The organism is Streptomyces sp. MGP-BFMKR1, from assembly GCF_057766585.1.
The window spans coordinates 6,452,242-6,467,851 of sequence record NZ_CM173408.1 but is presented as its reverse complement, the minus strand read 5'-3'; the positions used below and the strand labels follow the sequence as shown (position 1 = coordinate 6,467,851).

The 15,610-nt window shown below is 70.3% G+C and carries 13 protein-coding genes; 4 read left to right on the top strand and 9 right to left on the bottom strand.

The genetic code is table 11. From position 1 onward, the window contains the following. Positions 1–47 precede the first annotated feature (47 nt). Positions 48–1,220 carry an HpcH/HpaI aldolase/citrate lyase family protein gene (locus tag AC3CHW_RS25830; RefSeq protein ID WP_398607972.1) on the bottom strand — a complete coding sequence of 391 codons (1,173 nt, stop codon included), beginning with the start codon at positions 1,218–1,220 and terminating at the stop codon, positions 48–50. Between the two features lie 217 nt (positions 1,221–1,437). On the opposite strand from AC3CHW_RS25830, the gene AC3CHW_RS25825 reads away from it, so the two are divergent. After that, complete coding sequence (locus tag AC3CHW_RS25825; protein ID WP_488468067.1) at positions 1,438–2,412, top strand: TerD family protein; 975 nt, start codon at positions 1,438–1,440, stop codon at positions 2,410–2,412. 150 nt (positions 2,413–2,562) lie between these two features. Here the strand turns inward: AC3CHW_RS25825 and AC3CHW_RS25820 are convergent, their stop codons facing one another. From AC3CHW_RS25820 to AC3CHW_RS25795, 6 genes are all read right to left on the bottom strand, one after another. Continuing rightward, positions 2,563–3,294, bottom strand: a complete 732-nt coding sequence (locus AC3CHW_RS25820) for a TerD family protein (RefSeq protein WP_176161407.1) — start codon at positions 3,292–3,294, stop codon at positions 2,563–2,565. Positions 3,295–3,400: 106 nt separating this feature from the next. Next, positions 3,401–4,549, bottom strand: a complete 1,149-nt coding sequence (locus tag AC3CHW_RS25815) for a DUF475 domain-containing protein (protein WP_398607974.1) — start codon at positions 4,547–4,549, stop codon at positions 3,401–3,403. Positions 4,550–4,598: 49 nt separating this feature from the next. Further along, positions 4,599–5,174, bottom strand: a complete 576-nt coding sequence (locus AC3CHW_RS25810) for a TerD family protein (RefSeq protein WP_187064057.1) — start codon at positions 5,172–5,174, stop codon at positions 4,599–4,601. A 347-nt stretch (positions 5,175–5,521) separates the two neighbouring features. Then, a complete protein-coding gene (locus tag AC3CHW_RS25805; RefSeq protein WP_176161410.1) occupies positions 5,522–6,097 on the bottom strand; it encodes a TerD family protein in 576 nt (191 codons plus the stop codon). A gap of 181 nt (positions 6,098–6,278) precedes the next feature. Continuing rightward, positions 6,279–6,737 carry a peroxiredoxin gene (locus tag AC3CHW_RS25800; protein WP_466305964.1) on the bottom strand — a complete coding sequence of 153 codons (459 nt, stop codon included), beginning with the start codon at positions 6,735–6,737 and terminating at the stop codon, positions 6,279–6,281. A 119-nt stretch (positions 6,738–6,856) separates the two neighbouring features. After that, positions 6,857–7,297: a DUF3052 domain-containing protein gene (locus tag AC3CHW_RS25795; RefSeq protein ID WP_176161412.1), complete on the bottom strand. Its 441-nt coding sequence runs from the start codon at positions 7,295–7,297 to the stop codon at positions 6,857–6,859. Positions 7,298–7,771: 474 nt separating this feature from the next. Here AC3CHW_RS25795 and aceE point away from each other — a divergent pair, with 474 nt between their 5' ends. Further along, a complete protein-coding gene (gene aceE, locus AC3CHW_RS25790; RefSeq protein ID WP_398607976.1) occupies positions 7,772–10,519 on the top strand; it encodes a pyruvate dehydrogenase (acetyl-transferring), homodimeric type in 2,748 nt (915 codons plus the stop codon). A 68-nt stretch (positions 10,520–10,587) separates the two neighbouring features. Here the strand turns inward: aceE and AC3CHW_RS25785 are convergent, their stop codons facing one another. Together AC3CHW_RS25785 and AC3CHW_RS25780 are read right to left on the bottom strand one after the other, a co-directional pair. Then, positions 10,588–11,013: a peptidase inhibitor family I36 protein gene (locus tag AC3CHW_RS25785; protein ID WP_176161414.1), complete on the bottom strand. Its 426-nt coding sequence runs from the start codon at positions 11,011–11,013 to the stop codon at positions 10,588–10,590. Between the two features lie 356 nt (positions 11,014–11,369). Next, positions 11,370–12,977, bottom strand: coding sequence for an MFS transporter (locus AC3CHW_RS25780; protein WP_488468066.1), 1,608 nt, complete (start codon positions 12,975–12,977; stop codon positions 11,370–11,372). A 333-nt stretch (positions 12,978–13,310) separates the two neighbouring features. Here AC3CHW_RS25780 and AC3CHW_RS25775 point away from each other — a divergent pair, with 333 nt between their 5' ends. Further along, the gene (locus tag AC3CHW_RS25775; RefSeq protein ID WP_488468065.1) at positions 13,311–14,066 is read left to right on the top strand and encodes a TetR family transcriptional regulator; all 756 of its coding nucleotides are present in this window, start codon (positions 13,311–13,313) and stop codon (positions 14,064–14,066) included. A gap of 281 nt (positions 14,067–14,347) precedes the next feature. Further along, a complete protein-coding gene (locus AC3CHW_RS25770; RefSeq protein WP_488468064.1) occupies positions 14,348–15,574 on the top strand; it encodes an alpha/beta hydrolase in 1,227 nt (408 codons plus the stop codon). The last annotated feature ends 36 nt before the right edge of the window (positions 15,575–15,610 follow it).

Genomic DNA, 15,610 nt, shown 5'->3' with positions numbered 1-15,610 from the left:
GCCACGACCGGCCACGACCGGCTCGACCGCCGGACACCGGACCGCCGTCAGTCGGCCGCTGGCAGCCCCGCCGAGAGCAGCTCCACGAAGCCCACGCCCTCGCGCGCCACACCGAACACCTCGGCGCGCAGCATGGTCCGCTCCGCCCAGGCGCGGTGCGGCTTCACCTCGTTCATCTTGTTCGTGTACGCGGAACGCAGCACGCCGCCGCCGCAGCGCTGCGGCGCGAGGATGTCGGCCGCGTCGCTGAACTCCTCGTGGCTGACGACCGACAGCGCGTGCACCGGGGCCACGTGCGTGGGGTGGATGCAGGTCTTGCCCTGGAGGCCGTTGGCGCGGTCGAGTTCGATCTCGCGCAGCAGGCCGTCCATGTCGTGCTCGATGAGGGCGGTACGCAGCGCCTCGGCCTCGCCGGTGAAGGGGCTGCGCCGAAGCTGCGGCTTGAACATCCGCTCGTGCGGCTTGAAGTACTCCCACACGGGGCCGGTCACGGTGAACCCGGTGCCGTCCGCGCGGCCGAGCACGTTGACCACGTCCGCGATGACGGAGGCGACCAACTGCACGTCGTACGCCGTCATGTCGGGCGCCCGGCGCAGCCCGTAGGCGGAGCAGAAGTCGGTGACGCCCAGGCGCAGGGCCAGCACCCGGTCCCGGTACTTGTCGACGGTGCGGGCTATGCCGCCGAGCGTCTCCCCGCGGGTCTCCAGGTGCAGCAGCTCCGGCGACTCCAGGACCGGCATGGCGTACAGCCGCCGCTCCAGGGCCGGGCTGCACGAGGTCAGCGCCTCCAGGAACGGTACGCCACGCTCCTCGGTGAACTTGGGAAGTACAAAACCAGACAGCAATCGGACCGAGGCGCCGAGCCGCCGCACCAGGTCCGGGATCTGTTCGGCGGTCCGCACCCGGATGAACAGCAGCGGCAGCGGCACCTCGTCCGTGCGCGCGGCCAGCGCGGCGAACTGGCGGACCAGGTTCTCCTCCGCCTGCGTCACCTCGCTGTCGTCGATGGAGTCCTCCAGGCACAGCACCATCGAAACCACGCCCCGACCTGCCTGTTTGACGATGGCGTCGGCGAGGCCCTGGCGCGTTGCGGGGCTGTAGAGGGTGGCCCCGAGCGCGACGGCGAGGGTGCTGGCCGGTGCGTCCGGCGTGAACTCGGTGGGCTCGCGGTGGAACAGAGCCTTCCGCGCCGCCGCCGACAGATATCCGAAATGACGCATGTAACTCCCAAAGCTGCCGCAGCCCTCCGACGGCCCGACTGGCCGGAAGCGTGGCCGATAATCGTACGACCCATGCGGGTCAAGAGTTCCCCAAGTACGTGAAAGTCCGGTAACTCACATGCGTACGCAGGGTGTACTCGCTCCCCGTATCTCCCAGATGGCCAGCGCGTAACCCCCACGTTGTTCCGGCACCCCTCGGGAGGGCAGGATTGCGACCATGACGCACGCGATGTCGAAAGGGTCGAACATCCCGCTGCCGGCAACGGCCGTACGGGCAGTGCTGCAGTGGACGCCGGGGTCCGGCGTGCCGGACGTGGATGCCTCGGCACTGCTGCTCGCCACCGACGGACACGTGCGCTCGGACGAGGACTTCGTCTTCTACAACCAGCCCCGCCACCCCTCCGGCCTCGTCCGGCACCTGCCCAAGCAGCGGCTCGCCGACGGGCTCACGGACACCATCGAAGCCGACCTGGGCTCCCTGGAGGCCGGCGTGAACCGGGTGGTGCTCGCGGCCTCCGCCGACGGCGGCCCCTTCGGCCTGGTCCGGGACCTGTGCCTGCGGCTGTACGACAGCGCGGCGGCCGACGGCGCGGAGCCCTTCGCCGTCTTCAACGTCGTCGCCGAGACGGGCGAGGAGACGGCGCTCATCTGCGGCGAGCTGTACCGGCGCGGCGACCGCTGGAAGTTCCGCGCGCTCGGCCAGGGCTACGACTCGGGCCTGGTCGGCCTCGCCACGGAGTTCGGCATCTCGGTGGACGACTCCGAGGCGCCCCCGGCCCCCGAGCCCGCCGCGCCCGCCCCGCACCCCGGCGGGCCAGGCCCCAGCGGGCCAGACCCCGGCGCCCCGAGCCCCGCGACCAGTCCCGCCCCTGGCCCGGTCCCGGCCCAGCCCGTGGGCGGCTACGGCTTCCCGCCGCCCCCGCCCGCGCCCCCGACGGCCCCACCGGCCGCGCCCCCGGCCGTCCCGCCCCAGCCCGCGACCGCCCCCGCGTACGCCGCGGGCGCGGGCGCGCGGCACGACGCCCAGTGGGCCGGGCACCCGCGGCAACCGCCGGTTCCGCCGCAGCAGCCGGCCTACGGCTATCCGCCGCACCCCGCGTACGGCTACCCACAGCACCCACAGCCGGTGGCCCCGCCACCGCACCAGTTCCAACTGCCCCCGCAGGGCCCGCAGTTCCAACGACGCCGCTGAGCCCGGCCCCCGCGCGGGGTTGGCCGGGGCCACGCGGGACGCCGGGGCCGGGCGAGTCGTGCGGGCCGCGCGGATCGTCGAAGCCGGGTAGGGCGTCGAAGCTGGCGGGGTCGTCAGGGCTGGGTGGCGGTCGGCCGGCCGGTTACCGGCTCAGACCTTGGTCTTCTTGTAGCCCCGGCCCCACTGGAGTCCCCAGCCGTAGAGCCGGTCCAGCTCGGCCTGGAAGCCGTAGACGTACTTCACCTCGCGGCGCACCACGATCTCGCCCTTGATGTTCTCGATGAGCACCACGGCGCACGAGCGCGCCTGCGGGGCCCGCTCGTCGAGGGTGATCTCGATGCGCGGCCCGCTGCTGGGGTAGAGCGTGACCACCCCGTGCGTCCGGTCGAAGGCGGGCGTGCCGTCGTAGATGTAGACGAAGATCAGCAGCCGGCTGAAGTCGTCCTTGTGGTCGAGGTTGATGTAGACGGTCTCGCCGGAGGCCGAGCCGAACCGGTCGTCGCCGCTGAGGTGCACGTAGGGCGGCTCGTTCAGCGACCCGAAGAAGTTGCCCAGCGGCTGCACCACGCCCTTGCTGCCGCTCTGCATCTCGTACATGCACGCCAGGTCCAGGTCCACGTTGACCATCGCGGGGCCCTGAGTCTGCACCATCTGCGGCTTGAACATCTGGAGCGGGTTGCGCCACAGCCCTCTGTTCGGCTTGGCGTTGAAGTCGGTGGTGCGCATCTGCCAGGAGAGGTTGACCCGTAGGTTTCCGCTGGCCGCGCCCTGTTTGGTGAGCGAGACGGTCGGATGTCGCTTGGTCAGTTCGACGGCCCCGGAGGCACCGCCGCTGTCGAAGTCCTGTCCCGCGCCGCGTCGCCAGCCGCTCCACAACGGCATTGCGCACACCCCCATGTCCGAGAAGACACCCACACCGAAGCGGGGCGGGCCGCGAGGTGCAACCTCGCGGCCCGCCCCGTAGAAGCGTTCCGCATCCGAGCCCGGGTCACACTCCGGAGGTGACCTCGGACTTCTCGTTCGAGCCACCCGCGCCGCCCTCTTCCGCCGCGATGCGACGGTTGCGGACGACCGAGGACCAGAAGGAACCGGCGATCAGCGCGACGCCGATGCCGCCGGTGATCACCTCGTGGATGTGCCACTTGATGGTGACCAGCAGCAGCGCGGCCAGGGCGCCGATCGCGTAGTGCGCGCCGTGCTCCAGGTAGACGTAGTCGTCCAGGGTGCCCTCGCGCACCAGGTAGACCGTGAGCGACCGGACGTACATGGCGCCGATGCCGAGGCCGAGCGCCATCCAGAAGATGTGGTTGGTGACCGCGAAGGCGCCGATCACGCCGTCGAAGGAGAAGGACGCGTCCAGCACCTCGAGGTAGAGGAACATGAAGAACGCGGCCTTGCCGGCGAGGCCGACCATGGTGGGCTCCTTGCCCGCCTTCTTGGCCTCCTCCTCCGCCTCGTGCTCGCGCTCCTCCTCTTCCTCGAGCTTGTTCTCGAAGTGTCCGGAAAGTCCGCCGACGATCAGATACGTGATCAGGCCGGCGATGCCGGACAGCATCACCGTCGCCGCCTTGTCCACGTGTCCGCCGCCGTGTTGCGCGGCCGATTCGGCCCAGGTGGTGGCGGCGACCAACAGCACGATGAGGGCCACGCACACCGAGAAGCCGTCGATCCTGCCGAGCCGCGACAGCGGGCGCTCCAGCCACCCGATCCACTTGTGCTCGTGATCGTCGAAGATGAAGTCGAGGAAGATCATGAGCAGGAACATGCCGCCGAAGGAGGCGATGGCCGGATGTGCGTCCGTCACCAACTGCTCGTACTTGTCGGCGTCGTTCATCGCCAGCTCGACGGCCTCGATGGGCCCCATCTGGGCGGTGACGGCGACGATGACGACGGGGAAGACCAGTCGCATACCGAACACGGCGATGATGATGCCGACGCTCAGGAAGATCTTCTGCCAGAAGGCGTTCATCTTCTTCAGCACGCCGGCGTTGACGACCGCGTTGTCGAAGGAGAGTGAGATCTCCAGGACGGAGAGGATCGCGACGATCGCGAAGGCCTCCCAGCCCCAGAAGATCGCAGCACAGGCGAGTCCCGCGGCGGTGACGCCGAAAGACCAGCCGAAGGTTCTCAGGAGCACTGGCCACCCAATCGTGTGTGAGGGGTCCCCCGCGCGCTAGTGCGCGGTTTTACGAAACGTTGACCCCGAAGTCTAGAGCGATGCCCCGCAGACCCGACGCGTACCCCTGCCCGACGGCACGGAACTTCCACTCGCCGCCGTACCGGTACACCTCGCCGAAGATCATCGCCGTCTCGCTCGACGCGTCCTCGCTCAGGTCGTACCGGGCCAGCTCGCTGCCGTCGGCCTGGTTGACCACGCGGATGAACGCGTTGCTCACCTGGCCGAAGCTCTGGCCCCGGGCGTCGGCGTCGTGGATGGAGACCGGAAAGATGATCTTGTCGACCTCGGTCGGCACCTTGGCCAGGTCCACGATCAGCGACTCGTCGTCGCCGTCGCCCTCGCCGGTGAGGTTGTCACCGGTGTGCTCCACGGAGCCCTCGGGGCTCTTGAGGTTGTTGTAGAAGACGAAGTACTCGTCCCCCAGCACCCGGCCCGACCGGCACAGCAGCGCGCTGGCGTCGAGGTCGAACGGCGCACCGGTGGTGGAGCGCGCGTCCCAGCCGAGCCCCACCAGCACCTGGGTGAGATTCGGCGCGGCCTTCGAGAGGGAGACGTTGCCTCCCTTGGCGAGCGTTACGCCCATGTTGTTGTGTCCTCCCCAAAGTCACGGCGCTGGGTACGGCTCGCGCTGCACCACCGCACTACTCGTACCGCACGCCCCACCAGCCAGGCCAGTACAGCGCGTACTGCTCGTTCTGCTCGTTTTCCGCTCCCGCGCGGGCCGACGTCGCACCGCTCGGGCGTGCCCGGGCCCCGCGCGGCGCCGGCTCGGGGCCCGGGCGCGTGGCCCCACCCCCGGCCGGGCCCCCGGCCGCGGTCGCGCGACCGGGCCCCGGAGCACGTCCGGCGCCGCACTCCCGGGGTTGAGTCGGGCCCCCACCGGAAGGTCAGGGGTGTGCGGCGCCGGACGCGCTACGACGGACGCGAGGGTCAGACGTTGACCCCGAAGTCCTGCGCGATGCCGCGCAGGCCCGAGGCGTACCCCTGACCGATGGCCCGGAACTTCCACTCGGCGCCGTTGCGGTACAGCTCGCCGAAGACCATGGCGGTCTCGGTCGAGGCGTCCTCGCTCAGGTCGTAGCGCGCCAGCTCGACGTTGTCGGCCTGGTTGACGACGCGGATGAACGCGTTGCGCACCTGGCCGAAGCTCTGCTGGCGGGTCTCGGCGTCGTAGATCGAGACCGGGAAAACGATCTTGGCGACATCGGCCGGAACAGCGGCCAGGTTCACCTTGATCTGCTCGTCGTCGCCCTCGCCCTCACCGGTGATGTTGTCACCGGTGTGCTCCACGGAGCCGTCGGGGCTCTTCAGGTTGTTGAAGAAGACGAAGTTCGAGTCGTTGGCGACCTTGCCCTCGGCGTTGGCCAGCAGCGCGCTGGCGTCGAGGTCGAAGTCAGTGCCCGTGGTCGTACGGGCGTCCCAGCCGAGACCGACGATAACGGCGGTCAGGTTAGGGGCTTCCTTGGTCAGCGAGACGTTGCCGCCCTTGCTGAGGCTGACTCCCACGAGTCCTCCCAGGTGAGTTTCGTCAGGGAGCACAGCGTGCCCCCGTCATACGGTTGCCATCGGATCAACGTTTTGATCCTAGTGAGCGGTTCCCCCCGAGCGGTACGACCGTGCACCGCCGGGACGAGGTGTCGCGCCGCTTCCGCGGGCCCGCTCGGCCGACGCGGGGCGCGTGAGACGCCTAGAGCTCCGCGAGCGCCTTGACGTAGTCGTTCAGGTCGCGGGCGTCCGGCAGGCCGTTGACGACCGTCCAGCGCACCACGCCCTCCTTGTCGATGACGAAGGTGCCACGCACGGCGCACCCCTTCTCCTCGTCGAAGACGCCGTAGGCCCGGGAGACCTCGCCGTGCGGCCAGAAGTCGGAGAGCAGCGGGAACTCGAGCCCCTCCTGCTCGGCGAAGACGCGCAGACTGAACGGCGAGTCGTTGGAGACCGCGAGGAGCTGCACGTTGTCGTTGACGAACGTCGGGAGTTCGTCGCGGAGCGCGCGCAGCTCGCCGGTGCAGACGCCGGTGAAGGCGAACGGGTAGAAGAGCAGGACGACGTTCCTCTCTCCGCGGAACTCGGAGAGCGTGACCTGTTCGCCATGCTGGGTCCGCAGCGCGAAGTCCGGGGCCTGCGCACCGACCTCGACGGCCATGGGGGACGTCCCTTCGAAGAATCTCGACAGATCGCGTCCACCCTACGCGCAGAGCCCCCATCCGACCGTCGTCGGATGGGGGCTCTCACGGCGACCTCGGGCCAAGGCCACCGACGGTCTCAGCGCTTGGCGGAGCGAGCCGTCTTCGGGGTGACCAGGCGGCTGCCGCTCCAGTCCTTCCCGGCGCTGATGCTCCTGGTCTGGGACAGACCGGCGGTCGTCGCCGCCTCACCGATGTCGCTGGGCTCCACGTACCCGTCGCGACCGGTCTTCGGGGTCATCAACCAGACCGAGCCGCCTTCGTCGATCATCGTGGTGGCGTCCACGAGCGCGTCGGTCAGGTCGCCGTCGTCCTCTCGGAACCACAGCACCACGGCATCGGCCACGTCGTCGTAATCCTCGTCGACAAGCTCAGTGCCGGTGAGCTCCTCGATGCCCTCACGCAGCTCCTGCTCCACGTCGTCGTCGTAGCCGATCTCCTGGACCACCTGCCCGGGCTCGAAACCCAGCCTGGCGGCCGGATTGGTCCGCTCCTCCGCGTGGTCCGCGGTCGCGCTCACGGATTGCCTCCTGTCATCCTGCAGAAATTGTCTTGATCGCCTCGCGCGTACGCGGGGCATTGGGCGTAGTCCACACGTGCCGGGCGGTTCGCGCAAGTACCCGGCTGCCGATCCCGCCCAAACGTTGACGACTCGCCGCAACTCACATCCTGACGCCACGGGCGTAAGTGATTCAAGACACAGGCTTATGTCCGGCTTGCGAAGTTGTTTCCCGGCACTGCGGCATTCGGGGTCGAACGGCCGTACACGAGGGACTTCCATAGTGGGCGTATGGTTGCGATTTGGCCGTCGCCAGTCGCTGGGCTCCCTGGCGCCCGTCTCACCCTGTGGTGGTTACCGCTGAGTAGAGATGACGTACTCGCACACCGCGGTACACGATGGAGGACGGCGCGAAAGCAGGACCAGATACGAAGACCGCGTGCGCAGCAGCACTCACGTGCCGAGCACGACACGACAGAACAGCGAAGGAACAGCGTGGCTTCCGGATCAGATCGCAACCCGATCATCATTGGCGGCCTTCCCAGCCAGGTCCCGGACTTCGATCCCGAAGAGACCCAGGAATGGCTCGACTCGCTCGACGCAGCCGTCGATGAGCGAGGCCGGGAACGCGCCCGCTACCTGATGCTCCGCCTGATCGAGCGCGCCCGCGAAAAGCGGGTTGCCGTGCCCGAGATGCGCAGCACGGACTACGTCAACACCATCGCGACCAAGGACGAGCCGTTCTTCCCCGGAAACGAGGAGATCGAGCGCAAGGTCCTGAACGCGACCCGGTGGAACGCGGCCGTCATGGTCTCGCGCGCGCAGCGCCCCGGCATCGGCGTCGGCGGCCACATCGCCACCTTCGCCTCCTCGGCCTCCCTGTACGACGTGGGCTTCAACCACTTCTTCCGGGGCAAGGACGCGGGCGACGGTGGTGACCAGATCTTCTTCCAGGGCCACGCCTCGCCCGGCATCTACGCCCGCGCCTTCCTCCTCGACCGGCTGAACGAGCACCACCTCGACGCCTTCCGACAGGAGAAGTCCAAGGCCCCCTACGGCCTGTCCAGCTACCCGCACCCGCGGCTGATGCCGGACTTCTGGGAGTTCCCGACCGTCTCCATGGGCCTCGGCCCGCTCGGCGCGATCTACCAGGCGCGGATGAACCGCTACATGGAGGCCCGCGGCATCGCCGACACCTCCGCCTCACACGTCTGGGCCTACCTGGGCGACGGCGAGATGGACGAGCCCGAGTCGCTGGGCCAGCTCTCCATCGCCGCCCGCGAGGGCCTGGACAACCTGACCTTCGTCGTCAACTGCAACCTGCAGCGCCTCGACGGCCCGGTGCGCGGCAACGGCAAGGTCATGCAGGAGCTGGAGTCGCAGTTCCGCGGCGCCGGCTGGAACGTGATCAAGCTCGTGTGGGACCGGAGCTGGGACCCGCTGCTCGCGCAGGACCGGGACGGCGTGCTGGTCAACAAGCTGAACACGACCCCGGACGGTCAGTTCCAGACGTACGCGACCGAGACCGGCGCCTACATCCGCCAGCACTTCTTCGGCGACGACCAGCGGCTGCGCGCCATGGTCGAGGGCATGACCGACGACCAGATCCTGCACCTGGGCCGCGGTGGCCACGACCACCGCAAGATCTACGCGGCGTACGCGGCGGCCAAGGCCCACAAGGGCCAGCCCACCGTGATCCTCGCGCAGACCGTCAAGGGCTGGACGCTCGGGCCGAACTTCGAGGGCCGCAACGCGACCCACCAGATGAAGAAGCTCACGGTCGAGGACCTCAAGCGCTTCCGTGACCGGCTGCACCTGCCGATCGCGGACAAGGAGCTGGAGTCGGGCCTGCCCCCGTACTACCACCCGGGTCGCGACTCCGAGGAGATCCAGTACATGCACGACCGCCGCAAGGCGCTGGGCGGCTACGTGCCGACCCGTGTCGTGCGCGCGAAGCCGCTGCCGCAGCCGGACGAGAAGCTGTACGCGGCGGCCAAGAAGGGCTCCGGCCAGCAGTCGATCGCCACCACCATGGCCTTCGTGCGGGTCCTCAAGGACCTGATGCGGGACAAGGAGATCGGCAAGCGCTTCGTGCTGATCGCCCCCGACGAGTACCGCACCTTCGGCATGGACGCGTTCTTCCCGTCGGCCAAGATCTACAACCCGCTGGGCCAGCAGTACGAGTCCGTCGACCGCGACCTGCTCCTGGCGTACAAGGAGTCCCCCACCGGCCAGATGCTGCACGACGGCATCTCCGAGGCGGGCTGTACGGCGTCGCTGATCGCGGCCGGTTCCGCGTACGCCACGCACGGCGAGCCGCTGATCCCGGTCTACGTCTTCTACTCGATGTTCGGGTTCCAGCGCACGGGTGACCAGTTCTGGCAGATGGCCGACCAGCTCTCGCGCGGTTTCGTCCTCGGCGCGACCGCCGGGCGCACGACACTGACCGGTGAGGGCCTCCAGCACGCCGACGGCCACTCGCAGCTCCTGGCCTCGACCAACCCGGCGTGCGTGTCCTACGACCCGGCGTACGGGTACGAGATCGCGCACATCGTGCAGGACGGTCTGCGCCGGATGTACGGCGAGACCGCGGACGGCCAGCCCGGCGAGGACGTCTTCTACTACCTCACCGTCTACAACGAGCCCATCCAGCACCCGGCGGAGCCCGCCGACGTGGACGCCGAAGGCATCCTCAAGGGCATCTACCACCTGCGGTCGGGCGAGAAGGGCGCCATCCCGGCGCAGATCCTCGCCTCCGGCGTGGCCGTGCCGTGGGCACTCGAAGCGCAGCAGATCCTGGCCGACGAGTGGAACGTCAAGGCGGACGTCTGGTCGGCGACCTCCTGGAACGAGCTGCGCCGCGACGCCGTGGAGGTGGAGGAGCACAACCTCCTGCACCCGGAGGAGGAGCAGCGCGTGCCGTACGTGACGCGCAAGCTCGCCGACGCGCAGGGCCCGTTCGTGGCCGTCTCCGACTGGATGCGCGCGGTTCCCGACCAGATCGCCCGCTGGGTGCCCGGCCGGTACCAGTCGCTGGGCGCCGACGGCTTCGGCTTCGCCGACACCCGGGGAGCGGCCCGCCGCTTCTTCAACATCGACGCCCAGTCGATCGTCCTCGGCGTGCTCACGGAGCTCGCCCAGGAGGGCAAGGTGGACCGCTCCGCCCTCAAGCAGGCCATCGACCGCTACCAGCTCCTGGACGCCACCGCGGCCGACCCGGGCGCGGCGGGCGGCGACGCGTGAGCCGTACCGCGTAACGAGGCGCGAACCGCCGGGCCGGACGGGGCTTCCCGTCCGGCCCGGCGGCGTTCTCAGCGCTCCCAGATCTTGATCGCGCCGATCTGGTAGGGCGACTCGGACAGCCGGGCGCCGCTGCCCTTGCCCGGGTAGGTGTCGAACTCGCCGGTCTCCCCGCACTCGGCGCTCTGGTACGTGGTGACTGGGCGCCCCGTGCGGTTGGCGAGGGATTCGGCCCTCGCCCCGGCCGGCAGCGGGACGCAGCTCTCGATGTCGGTGTTCGACAGCTCGTAGGTGTGGCGCGGCCCCTTGAAGTCGGGTCGCTCCCACAGGCAGAGCTGGCCCGCCGCGCAGGCGCCCGAGCGGCTGGCGTGCGGGGCGGTCGGCTGCGCGCTGGCTCGCGGGGGTGCCAGGGCCGTGGTCATGGCCGCCACCGCCCCCACCGTCGCGAGGGTCGTCAGCGCCCGGACCGTGGTGCCCCGCTTCGTCGTCGTACGCATGTCCTGTTACTCCCCGTGTGCTCGGTTTCGGGCCGGGCCTGGTGGCACGCCCCGGGGAAGGCGTCGGCGTGGCCCCTGTGTGGGCCGGCGCCGCTTCCCCGTCACCGCAGCTTGCTGGGTTGCGGAGGGGTGCGCCAAGGGCGAGGGAGGGACGTGACCCAGATAGGGGATGCTCGCGTCGGTTTGGCCACGGCGACCCTCGTTGACGTGCGGTGTTGACGCTGCGTAAAGGGCAGGGTTGAGCCTTACGTCCAAGCTCAGAGGGGTGTTGACCGGCCCGGGCGGCCCCGCCGGACCCACGACGGGGCCGCCGCGCGGGGCGCCCGAGAGTCACCCGAACGGAGGACGGTAAGCGTTCAGATGTGCGGCGTTCCGGTGCTCGCATCGGACTGGGCGCCCCGCTTGGCGAGCGTCGCGACGGCAGCCGCGCCGACCGCGACGACGGCGGCGACCGTGAAGGACAGGCCCATGCCGGAGACGAACGTCTCGTGCGCGACGTGCGTGATCTTCTCCGCGACGTCCGCCGGCGGCGGGTTGTCCGGGTCGATGGGCGGCCGGCCGATGGCGACCGCGTCGGCGGCCTGGTCCAGCTCGTGCCCGGAGGGGGCGGGCAGGCCGGCCTCCGCCCAGTTCACGGGCAGGTCGCGGTCCACGCGGCCCGCCATGACCGCGCCCAGCACGGCCGTGCCCAGGCTGCCGCCGACCTGCATCGCGGCCTGTTGGAGGCCGCCTGCCACACCGGAGAACTCCAGCGGCGCGTTGCCGACGATGACCTCCGTCGCGCCCACCATGACGGGTGCCAGGCCGAGGCCGAGCAGGGCGAACCACAGCGACATCAGTCCGGTGCCCGAGTCGACGTCCAGGCCGGCCAGCCCGTAGAGCGCGACCGCGGTCAGCACCATCGCGCCGACCAGGGGGACACGCGGTCCGACCCGCGTGATCAGGGCGCCGGCCGCCGGGGAGGCGACGATCATCATCGCGGTCAGCGGCAGCAGGTGCAGGCCGCTGTCCACGGGGCTCATGCCGTGCACGTTCTGTAGGTAGAAGGTCACGAAGAACAGCCCGCCCATGAAGCCGAAGGCCATCAGGACCATGAGGACGGTGCCGGCGGACAGCGGGACGGAGCGGAAGAGGCCGAGCGGCAGCAGCGGTTCCGCGGCCCGGGTCTGCCAGTACGCGAAGGCGGCGAAGGCGGCCACCGCGAGGCCGAGGAAGAGCAGCGTCGCCGGGTCGCCCCAGCCCCACTCGGGCGCCTTGATCAGCGCCCAGATCAGGCAGAACATCGCGCCGGACAGCAACGCGATGCCGGGGAGGTCGAACGAGCGCGGGGCGTTCTCGGCCCGGTGGTCCCGCAGGATCAGCAGGCCGATGGCGAGCGCGATGACGCCGACGGGGACATTGATGAAGAACACCGACTGCCAGTTGACGTGCTCCACGAGCAGGCCGCCGACGATCGGGCCGCCCGCGGTGGAGGCGCCGATGACCATGCCCCAGATGCCGATCGCCATGTTCAGCTTCTCGGCCGGGAAGGTGGCGCGCAGCAGGCCGAGCGCCGCGGGCATCAGCAGGGCGCCGAACAGGCCCTGGAGCACGCGGAAGGTCACCACCGCCGTCACGTTGCCGGACAGTCCGATGGCGGCCGAGGCGAGCGCGAAGCCGCTGACGCCGACGAGGAAGGTCTGCCGGTGGCCGAAGCGGTCGCCGAGCTTGCCCGCCGTGATCAGGGCGACGGCGAGGGCGAGCAGGTAGCCGTTGGTTATCCACTGCACGTCGGCGAGCGAGGCGCCGAGGTCGTGCTGGATGGCGGGGTTGGCGATGGCCACGATCGTGCCGTCGAGGGCGACCATCATGACGCCGATCGCGACGGAGATGAGGGTGAGCCAGGGATGGCCCCGCATTCCCGACTGGGGCAGCGGCTCCTGTTGCTCCGGCGCGGCGCCGGCGACGGTGGTCTCTGAGGTCATTAAATGAGATTAATGTCAGCCGCTGACAAGTGACAAACAGTTTCAAGAGTCGGAGCCTGCCACGGTAGGCGCTGGGTAGGGTGAACTGCCCCGGGGGCACGCCCGTGCCACCGGAGCGCACGACCGGGCGCACGCCGTACGACACGCGGCGTCCCGCACGACACGCAGGCACCTCGTACGACGTGCGGTGCGGCGGAAGACGTACGACAGGACACCGAACAGGACACCGCCGAGCACCGAACGCCGGCGGCCAGGCCGCATGGCGTACGGGTCCCGCCGGGTGGCGTGCGGACGGCGCGTGGGCCGCCCTCGCGAGGAGAGAGCCGGAAAGTGATGACGGACCAGGTGACACCCCCCATCGGCCTGCGGCAGCGCAAGAAGCAACGGACGCGCGACGCCCTGACCCGCGCGGCGCTCGAACTCTTCGTGGAGCAGGGGTACGAGGACACCACCGTTGACGAGATCGCCGAGGCGGTCGACGTCTCGCAGCGCACCTTCTTCCGCTACTTCGCCAACAAGGAGGAGGTGGCCTTCTCCGTACAGGAGTTGGCCGAGGCGTACTTCTACGCGGCGGTGCTGGATCGGCCGGCGCACGAGGCGCCGCTCGTCGCACTGCGTCGGAGCGTCTCCTCGGCCTGGGAGAGCATCGACGAGGCCATCCGGGAGGTGGTGCCGCTCGAACTCCACATGCGCGCCTACCGGATGATCGAGTCCACCCCCGCCCTGCTCGCCGTCCACCTGCGCCGCAATGCCGAGCTTGAGGCGCGGTTCGCGCAGGAGATCGCGCGTCGCGAGGGGGTGGACCTGGAGGCCGACCCCAGGCCGCGGGTGTTGGTGGCGGCGTTCGGGGGCGTGATGCGGGTGGCGGCCAAGGTGTGGAGCGAGGGCGACGACTGCACGGTGGCCGCGATTCGCGACCTCACCGAGTCGTACCTGGACCAGTTGTCCCCGGCGCTGGCCGAGGACTGGCACCGCCCACGCCCGGCCAGACCCAGCAGCCCCAACACCCCCAACACCCCCAACCCCAACAGTCACGGCCGTGGCCACACGGCCACCGTGGCCGGCGCGGACGGCGTGTGCCGCGCGTAGCCGACAGTCGGGAGCGATGCCCCTGGAGGGAGTGGGCGCGCCGCTCGCGGTGGCGGGCGCGGCGGTCAGCCCGTACCACCGGCGCGTCGTGCACTATGTCACAACAAGGACGGAGTGCCCCAAACCGCTGGAAAGCGCCGGGAAATGGTCCGGACGGGCGTTCGGAAGGCGCCGGAAGGGCGAAGGAAAATCACTCCCTGAGTTCAATTGTCCGCATTCAAACGTGAGATGACTCACGCGTTTTGGCGGCCGTTGCCCCGCTTCTCCTAGGGTGGTTCGCGGTGACTTCCTTTCCGGAGCTCGGCTCCCCCTCCCCCCTGTCCTGGGTTCACACGGCCACCGCCTGGCGCGCGGCGCTCGCGCTGGTCGTGGTCTTCGTGCTGCTCGCCACCAGCGGCTGGGCCGTGGGCAGGCAGCTCGGCGCCGGGCCCGACCCGTTGAGCGCCTCGCTGGCCGCGTGGGGGAAGGGCGCCATCGCCGGGCGCCCGCTGCCGGACACGGACTCCTCGCCCCGCCGCCTGGGGCGGTTCTTCGACTCGCTCACCGGCGCCCAACTCACCCGTCTCGTCCGGCGCTACCCGCTGGCCGTGGGCAACCTCAACGGCGCCCCCGTCGCGCTGCGCTACCGGGCCAACCGCTTGGCGTTGCGCCAGGCCAGGCTGGTGGAGCGGAAGCGGATACACGACGACCGGCTCACGCCGTACGGGCAGCGCGAGGCGGGGCGGCGCGTGCACCGCTACGAGTCGCTGCTGAGCCAGGGGCGACAGATTCTCGCCTTCGACCCCGCGGGATCGGGCCGGGTCGCGGAGGTCTTCGGGAACCTGGCAACCGCGCGGCGGGTGTCGGTCGTGGTACCTGGCGTGGACACGGACCTCCTGACGTTCGAGCGGACCCGCCAGCCCTACCGGGCGCCGGTCGGCATGGCGCGTGCGCTGCACGCGGCCGAGCGGTCCGCGAGTCCCACGAGCCGGACCGCCGTGATCGCCTGGGCCGACTACACCAGCCCGGCCGGCATCGGCATCGACGCCGCGACCGGCGCGCGGGCCGAGGACGGCGCGCGGCGGCTGCGCGCCACGCTGGGCGGGCTGCCCAGGCAGTCGCGGGCCGAGGTCGCCCTGTTCTGTCACAGCTACGGCTCCGTGGTGTGCGGGGTCGCCGCCGACGACCTGCCGCGCACGGTCACCGACATCGCCGTCTCGGGCAGCCCCGGCATGCGCGCCGAGAACGTCGCTGACCTGGGCACATCCGCGCGCGTGTGGGCCGCGCGGGACTCCGACGACTGGATCGCCGACGTGCCCCATCTGGACATCGCCGGGTTCGGGCACGGGGCCGACCCGGTGGAGCCGGGCTTCGGCGCTCGCGTGCTGTCTGCTGACGGGGCGGCGGGACACGCGGGATACTTCGAACCGGGGACGACGAGCCTCGCCAACTTCGCCAGGGTCGGCGTCGGCGCGGTGACGTCGGTGAGCTGCGGGGGTGGTGACGCCTGCACCGCGGGCCTGATCTGACCGCGGCGGAAGACGAAGGAACGCCAAACAGAGGTT

Coding starts and splice junctions, on each gene's coding strand:
- AC3CHW_RS25830 (WP_398607972.1), bottom strand. CDS start 1,220: ATGCGTCATTTCGGATATCTGTCGGCGGCGGCGCGGAAGGCTCTGTTC.
- AC3CHW_RS25825 (WP_488468067.1), top strand. CDS start 1,438: ATGACGCACGCGATGTCGAAAGGGTCGAACATCCCGCTGCCGGCAACG.
- AC3CHW_RS25820 (WP_176161407.1), bottom strand. CDS start 3,294: ATGCCGTTGTGGAGCGGCTGGCGACGCGGCGCGGGACAGGACTTCGAC.
- AC3CHW_RS25810 (WP_187064057.1), bottom strand. CDS start 5,174: ATGGGCGTAACGCTCGCCAAGGGAGGCAACGTCTCCCTCTCGAAGGCC.
- AC3CHW_RS25800 (WP_466305964.1), bottom strand. CDS start 6,737: ATGGCCGTCGAGGTCGGTGCGCAGGCCCCGGACTTCGCGCTGCGGACC.
- AC3CHW_RS25785 (WP_176161414.1), bottom strand. CDS start 11,013: ATGCGTACGACGACGAAGCGGGGCACCACGGTCCGGGCGCTGACGACC.
- AC3CHW_RS25780 (WP_488468066.1), bottom strand. CDS start 12,977: ATGACCTCAGAGACCACCGTCGCCGGCGCCGCGCCGGAGCAACAGGAG.
- AC3CHW_RS25775 (WP_488468065.1), top strand. CDS start 13,311: ATGACGGACCAGGTGACACCCCCCATCGGCCTGCGGCAGCGCAAGAAG.